At 62.1% G+C, this 14,321-nt stretch carries 17 protein-coding genes; 9 read left to right on the top strand and 8 right to left on the bottom strand.

Translation table 11 applies throughout. The features are described 5' to 3' along the window. The first annotated feature begins 6 nt into the window (after positions 1-6). The 3 genes from pstB to phoB are packed head-to-tail and all read left to right on the top strand — an operon-like array spanning position 7 to position 2,289. Positions 7-831 carry a phosphate ABC transporter ATP-binding protein PstB gene (gene pstB, locus AC1DXU_RS24325; protein WP_477373074.1) on the top strand — a complete coding sequence of 275 codons (825 nt, stop codon included), beginning with the start codon at positions 7-9 and terminating at the stop codon, positions 829-831. Between the two features lie 41 nt (positions 832-872). Beyond that, complete coding sequence (gene phoU / locus AC1DXU_RS24330; protein ID WP_477317962.1) at positions 873-1,580, top strand: phosphate signaling complex protein PhoU; 708 nt, start codon at positions 873-875, stop codon at positions 1,578-1,580. Between the two features lie 19 nt (positions 1,581-1,599). Then, a complete protein-coding gene (gene phoB, locus AC1DXU_RS24335; RefSeq protein WP_010911896.1) occupies positions 1,600-2,289 on the top strand; it encodes a phosphate regulon transcriptional regulator PhoB in 690 nt (229 codons plus the stop codon). Between the two features lie 140 nt (positions 2,290-2,429). Here phoB and AC1DXU_RS24340 read toward each other — a convergent pair whose 3' ends face one another. Both AC1DXU_RS24340 and AC1DXU_RS24345 read right to left on the bottom strand, forming a co-directional pair. Beyond that, entirely contained in the window at positions 2,430-2,825 is a 396-nt protein-coding gene (locus tag AC1DXU_RS24340; protein ID WP_477373076.1) for a hypothetical protein, read from the bottom strand. Positions 2,826-3,108: 283 nt separating this feature from the next. Next, positions 3,109-4,356, bottom strand: a complete 1,248-nt coding sequence (locus tag AC1DXU_RS24345; protein WP_477373078.1) for an ROK family protein — start codon at positions 4,354-4,356, stop codon at positions 3,109-3,111. Between the two features lie 270 nt (positions 4,357-4,626). On the opposite strand from AC1DXU_RS24345, the gene xylF reads away from it, so the two are divergent. The 4 genes from xylF to AC1DXU_RS24365 all read left to right on the top strand — a co-directional run bounded on the left by xylF (position 4,627) and on the right by AC1DXU_RS24365 (position 9,773). Then, complete coding sequence (xylF, locus tag AC1DXU_RS24350) at positions 4,627-5,667, top strand: D-xylose ABC transporter substrate-binding protein (protein ID WP_477317968.1); 1,041 nt, start codon at positions 4,627-4,629, stop codon at positions 5,665-5,667. 150 nt (positions 5,668-5,817) lie between these two features. Beyond that, on the top strand, positions 5,818-7,149 hold the full coding sequence (locus AC1DXU_RS24355) for a sugar ABC transporter permease (protein ID WP_477373080.1): 1,332 nt from the start codon (positions 5,818-5,820) through the stop codon (positions 7,147-7,149). Between the two features lie 12 nt (positions 7,150-7,161). Further along, entirely contained in the window at positions 7,162-7,962 is an 801-nt protein-coding gene (locus tag AC1DXU_RS24360; protein WP_477317972.1) for an ATP-binding cassette domain-containing protein, read from the top strand. Between the two features lie 188 nt (positions 7,963-8,150). Then, on the top strand, positions 8,151-9,773 hold the full coding sequence (locus tag AC1DXU_RS24365; RefSeq protein WP_477373082.1) for a CHASE domain-containing protein: 1,623 nt from the start codon (positions 8,151-8,153) through the stop codon (positions 9,771-9,773). 69 nt (positions 9,774-9,842) lie between these two features. Here the strand turns inward: AC1DXU_RS24365 and AC1DXU_RS24370 are convergent, their stop codons facing one another. The 6 genes from AC1DXU_RS24370 to AC1DXU_RS24395 all read right to left on the bottom strand — a co-directional run bounded on the left by AC1DXU_RS24370 (position 9,843) and on the right by AC1DXU_RS24395 (position 13,304). Continuing rightward, positions 9,843-10,085, bottom strand: a complete 243-nt coding sequence (locus AC1DXU_RS24370) for a YMGG-like glycine zipper-containing protein (RefSeq protein ID WP_477317976.1) — start codon at positions 10,083-10,085, stop codon at positions 9,843-9,845. Between the two features lie 83 nt (positions 10,086-10,168). Continuing rightward, positions 10,169-10,495: a hypothetical protein gene (locus AC1DXU_RS24375; protein ID WP_477373084.1), complete on the bottom strand. Its 327-nt coding sequence runs from the start codon at positions 10,493-10,495 to the stop codon at positions 10,169-10,171. A 113-nt stretch (positions 10,496-10,608) separates the two neighbouring features. Then, positions 10,609-10,788 carry a hypothetical protein gene (locus tag AC1DXU_RS24380; RefSeq protein ID WP_477373086.1) on the bottom strand — a complete coding sequence of 60 codons (180 nt, stop codon included), beginning with the start codon at positions 10,786-10,788 and terminating at the stop codon, positions 10,609-10,611. A gap of 139 nt (positions 10,789-10,927) precedes the next feature. After that, on the bottom strand, positions 10,928-11,956 hold the full coding sequence (locus tag AC1DXU_RS24385) for a sensor histidine kinase (protein WP_477373088.1): 1,029 nt from the start codon (positions 11,954-11,956) through the stop codon (positions 10,928-10,930). Positions 11,957-12,143: 187 nt separating this feature from the next. Further along, a complete protein-coding gene (locus tag AC1DXU_RS24390; protein WP_013529282.1) occupies positions 12,144-12,311 on the bottom strand; it encodes a DUF1328 domain-containing protein in 168 nt (55 codons plus the stop codon). 198 nt (positions 12,312-12,509) lie between these two features. Next, positions 12,510-13,304: a response regulator gene (locus AC1DXU_RS24395; RefSeq protein WP_477373090.1), complete on the bottom strand. Its 795-nt coding sequence runs from the start codon at positions 13,302-13,304 to the stop codon at positions 12,510-12,512. A 223-nt stretch (positions 13,305-13,527) separates the two neighbouring features. On the opposite strand from AC1DXU_RS24395, the gene AC1DXU_RS24400 reads away from it, so the two are divergent. Both AC1DXU_RS24400 and AC1DXU_RS24405 read left to right on the top strand, forming a co-directional pair. Further along, entirely contained in the window at positions 13,528-13,731 is a 204-nt protein-coding gene (locus AC1DXU_RS24400) for a NepR family anti-sigma factor (RefSeq protein WP_477373494.1), read from the top strand. 3 nt (positions 13,732-13,734) lie between these two features. Further along, positions 13,735-14,286 carry a sigma-70 family RNA polymerase sigma factor gene (locus AC1DXU_RS24405; protein WP_258607097.1) on the top strand — a complete coding sequence of 184 codons (552 nt, stop codon included), beginning with the start codon at positions 13,735-13,737 and terminating at the stop codon, positions 14,284-14,286. Positions 14,287-14,321 lie beyond the last annotated feature (35 nt).

Genomic DNA, 14,321 nt, shown 5'->3' on the forward strand with positions numbered 1-14,321 from the left:
TTTGGTATGAACATCATGACCGAACAGTCCCTTGAAAACGCTGTGGGCGATAAAATGAACGCCAAGTCGAACGAAGTGATCAAAATGCGCGGCGACAAGGTCGGCGCGTTCTACGGCGAGAAGCAGGCGTTGTTCGACGTCAATCTCGACGTGCGCCTCAACCAGGTGACGGCGCTGATCGGCCCTTCGGGCTGCGGCAAGTCCACATTCCTGCGCTGCCTCAACCGCATGAACGACACCATCGATTCGGCACGGGTGACCGGCAAGATCACGCTGGACGAAGAGGACATCTACGACAAGAGCATCGACGTCGTCGAACTGAGAGCCCGCGTTGGCATGGTGTTCCAGAAGCCCAATCCGTTTCCGAAGTCGATCTACGAGAACGTCGCCTACGGCCCGCGCATCCACGGACTGGCCAAGCGCAAGGCCGACATGGATCAGATCGTCGAGTCGAGCCTGAAGAAGGCGGCGATCTGGAACGAGGTCAAGGACCGCTTGCAGGAACCCGGCACTGGCCTTTCCGGCGGCCAGCAGCAGCGTCTGTGCATCGCCCGCGCTATCGCCGTGTCGCCCGAGGTGATCCTGATGGACGAGCCCTGTTCGGCTCTCGATCCGATCGCCACCGCTCGTGTCGAGGAGCTGATCGACGAACTGCGCCAGAACTACACGATCGTCATCGTCACCCACTCTATGCAGCAGGCGGCGCGCGTGTCGCAGCGCACGGCGATGTTCCATCTCGGCTACCTCGTCGAGGAGGGCGCCACCGATAAGATGTTCACAAACCCCGACGACAAGCGCACCCAGGACTACATCACCGGCCGGTTCGGCTGAGCGGTTCCGGCAGCGAAGTTTCAGGCACGAGGACTAGGATCATGGGTGAACATACCGTCGCATCTTTCGATGAAGAGCTGGGGCAGATCAGCAAGCTGATCCGCGACATGGGCGACCTCGCCGGCTCGATGGTCAGCGGCTCGACCAAGGCGCTGCTCACTTCGGACAACGCATTGGCGCAGCGCGTCGTCTCCGACGACGCCATCATGGATGCGCGCCAGCGCGAGCTGGACGACCGCGCCATCACGCTGATCGCCAAGCGCCAGCCGATGGCCAACGATCTGCGCGCAGTGGTCGGCTCGATCCGCATGGCCGGCGACCTTGAGCGCATCGGCGACCTCGCCAAGAACATCGCCAAGCGCGTCGGCACCGTCGGCCTCAGCGTCACGCCGCGTGACCTGTCGCATTCCATCGATGCGATGGCTCAGCTGGTGCTCATCCAGGTGCAAGGGGTGGTCGAGGAATATGCCGCCGCCGATGCGGCAGCACTCGCCAAGCTCAGAAACGACGACGAGCGCATCGACGTCAAATACACCTCGGTGTTTCGCGAGCTGTTGACCTACATGATGGAAGACCCGCGCAACATCACCGCGTGCACGCATCTGTTGTTCTGCGCCAAGAACCTCGAACGCATCGGCGACCACGTGACCAACATCGCCGAAAATGCGTACTATGTTTTGACCGGCTCGCAACTGCCCGCCAATCGGCCGAAGCAGGACGAGACGGCGATGTCCGCGCCGGCGGCATGACGACAAAGGTGACCAGTCGATGATCGCGCCACGCATCATGGTGGTGGAGGACGAGGAGCCGCTGGGCGTGCTTCTCCGCTACAATCTCGAATCCGAAGGTTACCAGGTCGAGGTGGTGACGCGCGGCGACGAGGCCGAGATCCGTTTGCAGGAAAACGTGCCCGACCTTCTGGTGCTGGACTGGATGGTGCCGGCGGTTTCCGGCATCGAACTTTGCCGGCGCCTCAGGATGCGGCCCGAAACAGAGCGGCTGCCGATCATCATGCTGACCGCGCGCGGCGAGGAGAGCGACCGCGTGCGCGGCCTGTCGACCGGCGCCGACGATTATCTGGTCAAGCCGTTTTCGACGCCGGAGTTCATGGCGAGGGTGAAGGCGCTGCTGCGCCGCGCCAAACCGGAAGTGCTGTCCAGCGTGCTCAAGGTCGGCGACATCGTGCTCGATCGCGAATCGCACCGGGTCTATCGCAAGAAGAGCGAAATCCGGCTCGGGCCGACCGAATTCCGGCTGCTCGAATTCATGATGCGGCACCCCGGCCGGGTGTTCTCGCGCAGCCAACTGCTCGACAATGTCTGGGGCGAGACGATCTACATCGACGAGCGCACGGTGGATGTGCATGTCGGGCGCTTACGCAAGGCGGTCAACAATGGCCGCATGCCTGACGTCATCCGCACCATTCGCGGTGCCGGATACGCGATCCGCGAAGACTAAAGCCTTCAGTTTCGACGGAAGCATATCCAGTGTCGTTGAAGTGGTCAGCGCATTCGTCCGGCTTGATGTTGAAAAAAATGCGACCGATATCTGAGTGACTGAGAGGTACAACTTGCGGATCGCCGGATCGTTTTTTCTCCCTATTCGCTCTCTGCGATAGCAATAATGTCTATCAATCGTCCCTTTTCGATATGCGCTTCTATGGAGTGACGGCCTGGTGGGAATAGCCAGTAGTAAGCTCCACTAGGCACCCAAAGACCTTCGTCTTTTCTTAGTGGCATAAAGCTTGCTTGAATATTCGTCGTCGTTCCTCGGCCGGGACTAACGCTCACTTCAAAGCTCTGGCACGATAGCCATTTTGTGAACTCTTCCGCGCCAAGGGCTAGGAACTTACGTCTGGCAAATCCCGTCGCCTCATCATTGGAGGTGAATTTCCCCCATGCTTCTCTGGCATCTATCAATTGGCCAACCGGGCAGCCTGGACCAGGGTGTTGGGCGGCGGCGGTGCCGCCAAGCAATAGCAACACGGAGATCAAGAAAAGTGCCGGACGATATCTGATCTAGCTTTTGAGGAAGCCTGGTTGCTGTAGACCAGTCCGATATACCGCTGTCGTGTGATTGAACATTCTACCACGTTCTTTTATATGGCTATGGTGGCCTGCAATCTAGCATTGCATTGCTCTTCGTCTATCGGTTTGTACGAAGCTCTGGTATGCGGATAATAGTTTGCTAAGGAGCGCTCGCTCGGGCCACCGTGGAGTGGTTCCCGGGCTGACCTGAATCTCAACCCATCCCACGTCGCGATCCGACATTTCGATTTTAGGCCACGTCTTTCCCGATGGCGCCCGCCTTTGCCTGCCCGCCCGGCGCGAAAATCTCCTGGTCGACGAAGCTCAGTGCCCGCATCGCGCAGCCTTCGCGGATCAGCGGCAATTCGTTCGGCTCGGTGTCGAAGGAGATCGATTTCGAATGCTGGCCGCCGGCGGTCTGGGCGATGGCCTCGCGCAGCGCCGGTTCGATAAGGTCGAAGGCGGCGGCGCTGACGCCGACCATGGCGACGGGTGCGGGATCGATCAGTGCAAACAGGCTGCCGAGGCCGAAACCGAGTGCTTCGCCGGCCTTGCGGTAGGCCTCGCGCTCCGGCCCGTCCTTCTCGCGTGCCGCGGTGGCGAGCGCCCGCATGTCGGCGTCGCTGACATCAGCGACCGGCTCGGCGTCTTCGCCCAGTTGCCTGGCGTTGCGCCAGATGGCGTAGTTGCCGGCATAGGCCTCGACGCAGCCACGCCGCCCGCAGCGGCAGAGCGCGCCGCCCGGCCGATGGATCATGTGGCCGAATTCGCCGCCCGAGGAATGGGTGCCGGTGAACAGCTCGCCCTTCAGCACCAGGCCCATGCCTATGCCGTGCGACAGCAAGATGGCGATGAAATCGTCGCGGTAGCGGACCGGATCGCGCCACTGCAGTGCCACCGCCATCATGTTGCAGTCGTTTTCCATGGTGGCGGGAATGCCGAATTCGCCTTCTAGTATGTCGGCGAAGGCGATGTCGGTCTGCGGCGTGATCGGCGACCAAAGCATGGCGCGGGCGTGCGAATCGGTGATGCCCTGGATGCCCATGGCGATGCGGGCGACGCTGTGGGTGTCGAGGTCGGGATCCTCGAGCCGGCGCCGCACGATTGCCGTGCATTCGCCGATCAGCTCGTCGCGCGGCGTGGTCAGCGTGTCCAGCCGGCGCTGTTCCTCGGCAACCACCTGGCCGGCATAGTCGATGACGGCGACGGAGAGGAAATTCAGCGACAGCACCACGGTCATCACCGCGGCGGCTTCCGGATTGAGCCCGAGACCGACTTGCGGCCGTCCACGTTTCAGCGAGACCGGTTCGCTGGCCTTGCTCTCGGCGAGGATGCCTTCCGTGATCAGGGCCGAGGAGATCGCCGATATGGTCGAATGGCTGAGGCCGGTGGTCGCCGCGATCTCGGTCCGAGAGGGCTGGCCGGCGCGGCGCACGGCCGAGAGCACCATCGCCCGGTTGCGGCGGCGCAAATCGTCGTGGCGGATACCAACCGACATCTTTCTGCTTTCCTCCCGGTCGTCGTCGCGGCCTCTCATGATATTGAAGGCAGTCGGTGACACCAGCCAAATATTGGCAGAAGCCGGCAGCACTGTCATTATTTATTGCGAGCCTCGAAAAAAAGTCAGCGACACATCAAAATCAATCAGAATCGATGTTGACAGCGCTCCGGCGTTGGATCAGTATTTTTTCGAGGCTCGAAAAAATAGAGCCTTTGTGCCGGCCTTCGGGCCAGTTTGTCGCGCTGCGCGCGATTTAGGGAGGATATCATGAAGAAATTTGCAGTCGCCATGCTGGCGGGTGTCGCCATGTCGTTGACGTTGGCGTCGGTCGCACAGGCGAAGGACAAGGTCATTGGCGTCTCGTGGTCGAATTTCCAGGAAGAGCGTTGGAAGACCGACGAAGCGGCGATGAAGACGGCGATCGAGGCCGCCGGCGACAAGTACATCTCCGCCGATGCGCAGTCCAATCCCGGCAAGCAGCTGACCGATGTCGAGAGCCTGATTTCGCAGGGCGCCAACGCGCTGATCATCCTTGCGCAGGATGCATCGGCAATCGGCCCGGCGGTGCAGAAGGCGCTGGACGAAGGCATTCCGGTCGTCGGCTATGACCGTCTGATCGAGAACAAGGATGTCTTCTACCTGACCTTCGACAACAAGGAAGTCGGCCGCATGCAGGCCCGCGAAGTGTTCAAGGCCAAGCCGGAAGGCAACTACGTCTTCATCAAGGGCTCGGGTGCCGATCCGAACGCCGATTTCCTGTTCGCCGGCTCCATGGAAGTGCTCAAGGAAGCCATCGACGGCGGCAAGATCAAGAATGTCGGTGAGGCCTACACGGACGGCTGGCTGCCCGCCAACGCCCAGAAGAACATGGAACAGTTCCTGACCGCCAACGACAACAAGGTCGATGCGGTGGTTGCAGCCAATGACGGCACCGCCGGCGGCGTCGTCGCCGCGCTGACGGCGCAGGGCCTGGCCGGAACCGTACCGGTGTCGGGCCAGGACGGCGACCACGCCGCGCTGAACCGCATCGCACTTGGCACGCAGACCGTGTCGGTGTGGAAGGACGCGCGCGAACTCGGCAAGAACGCCGCCGAGATCGCCTCGCAGCTGGCCGACGGCAAGAAGACCGGCGACATTGCCGGCGCCAAGGACTTCACGACGCCTGGCGGCAACACCGTCAAGTCGCTGTTCCTGACCCCGGTCGCCATCACCAAGGACAACCTCAACGTCGTCATCGACGCCGGCTGGATCAAGAAGGACGAAGTCTGCGCCGGCGTCACTGCCGGCAGCGTTGCGGCCTGCAACTAAAATCGAACCGCTACCGGTTCCAAATCTCGGCGCCGCGGCCCAAAAGCCGCGGCGTTTCTCAAGGGGCTTTCCGCTTCAAATGACCGCGGAAAGCAAATAGCATCCATGTTCCGGCATCCGCGCCAGACGGCAAACCGGTGGGAGGATAGCATGACCGACACGACCTCTAATCAGCCGGTCGCCAGCACTGCAGCGGACCGCGCACGTGCATCCGAACTCAGCGCGATCGGGCGGTTTCTCAAGGCTACCGAACTCGACACGCGCATGCTCGGCATGGTCGGTGCGCTGCTGGTCATCTGGGTCGGCATACACATCCTGTCGGGCGGGCTTTTCCTGACGCCGCGCAATCTGTGGAACCTGTCGGTGCAGACCTCCTCGGTCGCGATCATGGCGACCGGCATGGTGCTGGTCATCGTCATGCGCAACATCGACCTTTCGGTCGGCTCCGTCGAAGGCGTGATCGGCATGATCATGGGCGTGGCGCAGGCCGAGTTCCTTATTCGCGTCATCGGCTTCCAGCTTGGAAATCCCTGGCTCTGGATCATCGCGCTGGTTGCCGGCGTGGTGCTTGGTCTGCTGATCGGCGCGTTCCAGGGCTTCATCATCGCCTATATGGAGGTTCCGGCTTTCATCGTGACGCTGGGCGGCCTGCTGGTCTGGCGCGGCATGGCATGGCTGATCACCAGCGGGCGCACGGTCGCGCCGCTCGACGCCACCTTCCAGCTGATGGGCGGCGGACCACGCGGCTCGATCGGCGCCACCGCCAGCTGGATCGTCGGCGTCGTCGCCTGTGCTGCTGTCGCCTTCGCGCTGCTCAACGGCCGGTCGCAGCGCAAGCGGTTCGCCTTTCCGCTGCGCCCCGTCTGGGCTGAGACCTTGCTTGGCGTGGTCGCTTGCGCGGCCATCCTCGGCGCCGTCTGGATCGCCAATTCCTATCCGTGGCCGATCGGCATCGTGCGCCAGTATGCGCAGCAGAACGGCATCACCCTTCCCGAAGGCGGGCTGTTCATCGCGCATGGCATAGCCATACCGGTGCTGATGGCGGTGACTGTCGGCATCATCATGACCTTCATCACCAAGCGCACCCGTTTCGGCCGCTATGTCTTCGCCATCGGCGGCAATCCGGAGGCAGCCGAACTTGCCGGCATCAACACGCGCTGGGTGACCATGAAGGTGTTCATGATCATGGGCGTGCTGGCGGCCATCAGCGCGGCGATCTCGTCGGCCCGCCTCAACGCGTCGACCAATGCCCTGGGCACGCTGGACGAGCTGCTGGTCATCGCCGCCGCCGTCATCGGCGGCACGTCGCTGGCCGGCGGCGCCGGAACGGTGCTGGGCGCCATGCTCGGCGCGCTTTTAATGCAGTCGCTGCAATCCGGCATGGTGTTGCTCGGCATCGACTCGCCGCTGCAGAGCATCGTCGTCGGCGCGGTGCTGGTCATCGCCGTCTGGCTCGACACCGTTTATCGCAAGCGCGTCTAGGGAGGAACGATCATGGCTGACAAAACCGCTCCTACGGACACCGCGCTGATCGACATGCGCAACATCTCGATCGCCTTCGGCGGCATCCGCGCCGTCGACGATGCGTCCATCGATCTTTTCCCGGGCGAGGTCGTGGCGCTGCTCGGCCATAACGGCGCCGGCAAGTCGACGCTGATCAAGATCCTGTCCGGTGCCTACAAGCGCGACGCGGGCCAGATCTTCGTCAATGGCCAGGAGGCTGCGATCTCCAACCCACGCGACGCCAAGAAATACGGCATCGAGACGATCTACCAGACGCTGGCGCTGGCCGACAATGTCGACGCCGCCGCCAATTTGTTCCTCGGCCGTGAGCTGATGACCGGCTGGGGCACGCTTGATGACGTCGCCATGGAGGCTGAGGCGCGCAAGGTGATGGGCCGGCTCAATCCGCGCTTCCAGCGCTTCAAGGAGCCGGTGGTCAAGCTGTCGGGCGGCCAGCGTCAGTCGGTGGCGATCGCGCGCGCCATCCTGTTCAACGCCCGCATCCTGATCATGGACGAACCGACCGCGGCACTCGGACCGCAGGAAACGGCGCAGGTCGGCGAACTGGTCAAGCAACTCAAGGCCGACGGCATCGGCATCTTCCTCATCAGCCACGACATCCATGACGTGTTCGAACTCGCCGACCGGGTCTGCGTGATGAAGAACGGCCAGGTCGTCGGCACGGCGCGCACCACCGACGTTACCCAGGACGAGGTGCTCGGCATGATCATCCTGGGCAAATGCCCACCCGGGGCCATCCCCGGGCCAGGCGCGCTGAAGATCGCCGCCTGAGGCTATTGGTTGGTTTGACCATGATCTTTTCCGAAAACCGGGTCCCACTTTTCGGGATCATGGTCTGGCACGCCGGCTAAGCGCATGCATGTGATAGGCCAGCCGTCGCGATGGTTTGGCACCGCCATTGTGTTGGCGGGGTGACTTGCCCATAAAGATCCCGAACCGTTCATGGGCCGCAGCATCCGTTGAAGAAGTTTTTCCCGATCGTCGCCTTTATCGCCGTCGCGCTGATCAGCCTGACGATGGCGGGGTTTGCCTATTTCGCCACGCAGGAGGCGGCGCGGATCAAATTCGAGGCGACGGCGGACGATGCGCTGAACCGCATCGAGAGCCGCATCGATCTGCATCTGTCGCTGCTGCGCTCAACCCAGGCGCTGTTCGACGCCCGCAATGGCGACATTTCGCAAGCAGAGTTCAAGGCGTTCTTCAACGCACTCGACGTCGACAACAATTTCGCCGGCCTGCGCGGCATCGGTTTTCTCAGACTGGCGAAGGCGGGTGACGAGGCGGCGGTGGAGCGCGATATTCTGCGCGATCATGGCGTCGCCCACGCGGTCTATCCTGATACGACGCAGCCGTGGCGCACGCCCATCTTCATGTTCGAGCCGCTGGACCCGTCCAACCAGGGCAGCATCGGCTATGACATGTTCACCGAACCGGTGCGCCGGGCGGCGATCGAAAAGGCGATGGCCGACGACCAACAGCACGCGAGCGGGCTCATTCAGCTCGGCCAGGGCACGGGCGCTGCGCAGACCTTTCCCGGCTTCCTGGTCTTTGTCCGGCTCAATGTCGAAACCGCGCCCGAGGTCATCAATGCATCGAGATCGTCGACGTCCGGCTTCCTCTATGCGGCCTTCCGCGCCGGCGATCTGTTCCAGACCGCGCTTAGCCGCACGCCGCTGCTGCCGGTCAATACCGAAATCTATGATGGCAAGCCGGAGGCCGGCAGCCTTTTGTTCCGATCGGAAACGCCGCCGGTCGCAACCCTAGGCGACAGGCTGCTGGTGACGCGCCAGATCACCGTGGCCGGCCGGCCATGGACCGTCCTGTTCAGGCCGACAAGCGCCTTCTCGCAGCCTTCCTCGCGTGCCATTCCGGTGATGCTCGGCCTGTTCGGCCTGCTGCTGGCAGGCGCCATTGCGCTGGTGGCGCGCTATCAGGAGCGGGCCTATGACGCCAAGTCGGCTCTGCACGAAACGACCGAGAAGAGCTTGCTCGAGAAGGACCTGATGCTGCAGGAGATGAAGCATCGCATCAAGAACTCGATCACGCGGGTGCTGGCGATCGCACGTCAGACGGCGTCGCGCGCCACCGACGTCAACGAATTCTCGGCATCCTTTTCGGCCCGGCTGCAGGCGATGGCGGCGTCCCAGGACATGCTGACGCGCTCGCGCTGGCAGAAGGCCGATCTTGGCGACCTGCTGCGCATCGAACTTGGCCAGGTGTTCGGCAAGGAGCTTCCGCAGGGCGTCTTGTCGGGGCCGCAGGTCCTGCTCGACGAGACGACGACACAGGCGCTTGGCCTGACTTTTCATGAACTGGCAACGAACGCGCTGAAATACGGCGAGGCCGGCAATTCGGTTGGTGCGCTCAAGGTCGACTGGTCGGTCGAAGGGCGCGGACGCGACAGGACACTGGCGCTCAACTGGCGCGAGGCCGGGCAAAAGAAGCTGGAAGCGCCTGTTGAGACCGGCTTTGGCACAAAACTAATCGATCTCAATGTCACGCGCGAATTGCGGGGCACAATCACGCGCGATTTTCGTGCTGACGGATTGAAAGTCGAAATCAGGATTCCGCTGCCGGATTGAAGCACGCAAGCAAACGGAGACCGGACCAGCCGGTCTCCGCCTTGATTGCTTGAAGCGCTTGGAAGCGGATCAGCAGCGAGCCGTGTAGAGATGGCCGCGGTTGTCGCGATACTGGCAGTAACCATTGCGCAGGTTGCGGACCAGCAGGCCGGAACCGGCACCGACGGCCGCGCCGATGAGCGCGCCCTTGGTGCCGCCAATCAGGCCGCCGGCCACAGCGCCGACACCGGCGCCGACGCCGACATCCCGCTCGGTCGTGCTGCAACCGCTGACCGCGACCACGGCAACCATGGCAATAATCATCTTCCGCATAGAGTCTCTCCTCACTTGTGTCCTCACTTTAGTAAGCTCCAGCCGCCATTTAGCATGAAATAACGGCCTTTGCCCGCTCGAATTTATTGTTGGCGAACAGAGTCTTTTTCGGGGCGCACGCCGTTCGATGCAACCATAAGGTTGGAAATCTCCAACGAAGCGTCGAGCGTTCCGTCCGGACGCACGTTCCAGACAATTTGATCGTAGTCGTCTTCCAGCGCCGGATCGACGGCAAGACATTTGGCGACGACGTGCTGGGCTTGACCCTGGACATCGCCCAGGGCGAAGGGCCGCTCGGCGGTGCATTGGTCAGCCGTCTCGAAGACGCTGACCGGCACGGGCAGTTCGCGGCATTCGGTCATGGTGTTCGAACAGCCGATGACAAGCAGCAAGGCGGCAATGTGTTCCATGGCGACAATCCTCTCGCCATAGCAACGGCCCACACCGGTCAAAGTTCCTGCGCGCGCAGCCAAGTGCATGAATAATTGGAAGGGGGCGGGCTTGGGGTCAGGTCAACTGGGGGTCAGGTGATCTGGAGTGCCGTGACCAGCACGACGACCGCGACCAGTGCGATAATGGCGAGGCGAAGCGCCGTATGGGAAACATGGGTCGAGGGCGCGGCCGATGGGTCAAGATCCTGAAACCCACTCATCGAGACACGGGCGGCCTGCTCCAGCCTGTTCATATCGGCAACCGTCAACATCATTCCTCCCATACTGCGCTGCAAGCCGTAGCCGAAGCGTTCAAGGCATCGGTAAGTTTCAGCGGTACCTGGGAAGCACAGCATCGGACTTTATGGTGAACAGTCGGTTAAGGGACGACGGCGGTGCCGTTGGCTGTGCTCACTCGGTCTCGAAATTGCCATGCGGAACGACCAGCCGGTATTCGAGACGGCCGCCACTAATTTCAAGCGTCGCGGTGCCGTTCAGCGATGTCGGCACGACGCGCTCGAGCGCAACGCTGCCAAAGCGCTTTTCGTTGCGTCGATTGTCGTTGGCGCCGATGGCTTCGGCCCAGGTCAGCGACAAGGCCGGTCTGTCAGCGGAAGCGGCCGTCAGGCTGGCCGTCACCTCGACGAAGCCGTCCGGTCGCGACAGGGCGCCGTAACTGACCGAATTGACGGCGAGTTCATGCATCGCCAGACCGATATGCAAGGCGGCGTTGGGGTTGAGATAGGGGTTTTCGCCCCGGAAACGCAGGCTGCGGGCCGGATCGGCGCCGTAGCGGCCAACCTGGCCGGAGACGAGTTCGCGAAGGGCGGCACCGCGCCAGTTGGACGACGTTACCAGATCCTGGGATGAAGCCAGCGACTGCAGCCGGCCGCGAAAGCGCGTCAGGAAATCGCCTGATGTCTCGGAGTAGCGGCCGGTCTGGCTGGCGATGCTCTGAATGATGGCCAACAGGTTTTTCGAACGATGGCTGACCTCGCGCAGCAGCGTCTTCAGCGTTTGCTCGCGGCGTTTCTGCTCGGTCGTTTCAACCATGGTGGTGACGACGCCCTGCACGTCACCGCCGTCGCCATGATCGGCATCGATCCATACCTGAAACCAGCGGACGCCATCGTCGGCGGGAAGGCTGAGCTCAAGCCGTTCCGGATTGCCGGATGCGATGACGTTGCGTTTGGCAGTGCCGATGCGCTCGGCCTGTGCCGGCGGCAATATGCCGTTGCTGTCGGCGGAATCGGCGGCCCATGGCGCGCGCATGTTGCGCGCCCATACCGTCTTCATTTCGCGATCCTGATAGAGAACCGAAATGCCGGCATTGTGCAATGCGTGGAGAAGAGCCCGGCCAAGCTGCATGCCGCTTTCGGCGGGATGCAAAGCGATGATCTCATCACTCTGCCCACTGTCGCTTCGGTCTCCGACCCGCATCAATCACCTGTCCAGCTAAGGTCTGAACGGTTGATTGCGCAATGGGTTCCCTGTCGGCGTGCGCCATGCTCGAAGCCAGGCTGTCCGCGACCCAAAAAGGTCCGCCGGGCGGCGTCTTTTGAGGGACACCGTCCGGCGGTGGCTGGAAACCGTTTGAGGGGTGCGGCTTCCAGTGTCCGGTCGCGCCTTACGACGCCCGTTTGAACAGGCCGGCGAGAAGCGAAATGACCAGGAAGGCGAGAAAGATGAAGAACAATATCTGCGCGATACCGGCCGAGGTGCCGGCGATGCCGCCGAAACCAAGCGCGCCGGCTATGATCGCGACAACGAGAAATACGAGCGCCCAGTAAAGCATGATCCATCTCCATCAAATGGTATGAGAAAAACGTGGTTGGTTGCCGTTTGTTCCACCATTTGCCGAAAAAGACGGCTGCTGGAAAGAGGCGTCTGCGGCGCGATGAGTTGGGTACGCCTGACGGCTCACCCGGCGATTGCGTCGGGTGAGCGTCTCTTGGCAGGCAACATGCGGGAAGGCGTGGCAGCCGCGCCAGTTTTATGCTGCGGCTTTCGCTTGCCGGTCGAAGAACAGGGCCTGGCTGATCAGCGCCTTGACCATGTCCGGATTGAACGGCTTGGTGACCAGGAAGGCCGGTTCCGGCCGCTCGCCGGTCAACAGGCGCTCGGGAAAAGCGGTGATGAAGATCACCGGCACCGATGTCGACGCCAGGATCTCGTTGACCGCATCAATGCCCGAGCTGCCGTCGGCAAGCTGGATGTCGGCCAGCACCATCCTTGGCCGCGTCTTGCCGAACATCATCACCGCCTCGGCATGGGTGCGCGCTGTTCCAACAACACGGTGGCCGAGGCTCTCGACCATCTCCTCAATGTCCATGGCAATCAGCGGCTCGTCTTCGATGATCAGCACATCGGTTGCCACCTGGCGGGAAATCTCGTTGCTGGCCTGCGCGAGGAGTTCGGAGAATTCCCGGTCGCCGACATCGAGAATTTCCGCCGCCTCGTCTTCGCTGAAGCCCTCGACGGCGACCAGCAGGAAGGCCTGGCGGGGGAGCGGCGCGATCGCATTCAAATTGGCCGCGGCGCGCTGTTCCCACGCCGATTGTGCCTGCTCCTGCGGAACGCGGATGGCGACCGAGGTGAAGAGCTTGGCGAAAATCTTGTAAAGCGCGATGCGGTCGTTCGATGCGTCGGGAAAGATATCGACATCGGCGATGATGGCCTCGAGCATCGCGGCGACCAATGCGTCGCCGCTTTCCTGCGATCCGGAAACGGCGCGCGAGAAGCGGCGCAGGAACGGCAGGTGCGGGGCGATGGTTGCAGATAGGCTCATGGTAGACGTCTCCCTCAGATGACGTGATTGCACAGGTCGCAGGTCAAGCTGATTGCAAGCCCCGAAGGCACAAACGCGGTTTTTCGCAAAAAGTTCCGATGCTTGTGGAACTAATATAACGGGGCGGCGTTTCAGGGTCGGGATGGGCAACCAGACGAGGGTGCCGCTTGCCTTGCGTATGTAATCAAAAAGAGCGGCTCGGGTGCTGGAAACAAAGGGCGAAATGAAGGACATGACGAAAGATACAACGGCTGGCGCCGCAGACAGGCGCCGGGCTGCTTCCGGTGACCCGCTCGGGCCGAATTCGGAAATCGGCCGCAAACTCAAACAATATTATGACGAGCTCGTCTCCGACAATGTGCCGGATCGCTTCGCCCAGCTGCTCAGCCAGTTGGAACAGGCTGAACCCGCACAGAAGAAGGACTGAGACATGGCGGCTGTCTCTCAGGGCTTCAAGACCGATCTGCTCGGCTCGATCCCGAGCCTGCGCGCCTTTGCCGTGTCGTTGACACAGAACGCGGACAAGGCCGACGACCTGGTGCAGGAAACGCTGGTCAAGGCCTGGGACAAACATGAAAGCTTCCAGCCGGGCACCAACCTCAAGGCGTGGCTGTTCACCATCCTGCGCAATGAGTTCTATTCGCAGATGCGCAAGCGCGGCCGCGAGGTGCAGGACAGCGACGGCATCATGACGGCCAGGCTTGCCGTTCATCCGGCCCAGCATGGCCAGCTCGACCTCAAGGATTTTCGCGGCGCGCTCGAGCAATTGCCCGAGGATCAGCGCGAAGCCATCATCCTCATCGGCGCATCGGGCTTCTCCTATGAGGAAGCCGCCGAAATCTGCGGCTGTGCGGTCGGAACGATCAAGAGCCGGGTCAGTCGTGCCCGTACGCGGTTGCAGGAAATCCTGAAGATATCCGGCGAGGACGAGTATGGTCCGGATGCAATTTCGGCGCAGGTTACGGGGTCAAACGCCGCTTAGGGCGTGACGGCTTGAACGGTCTGCGAGCAGCAGGA

Source organism: Mesorhizobium sp. P3_A10 (assembly GCF_056403175.1).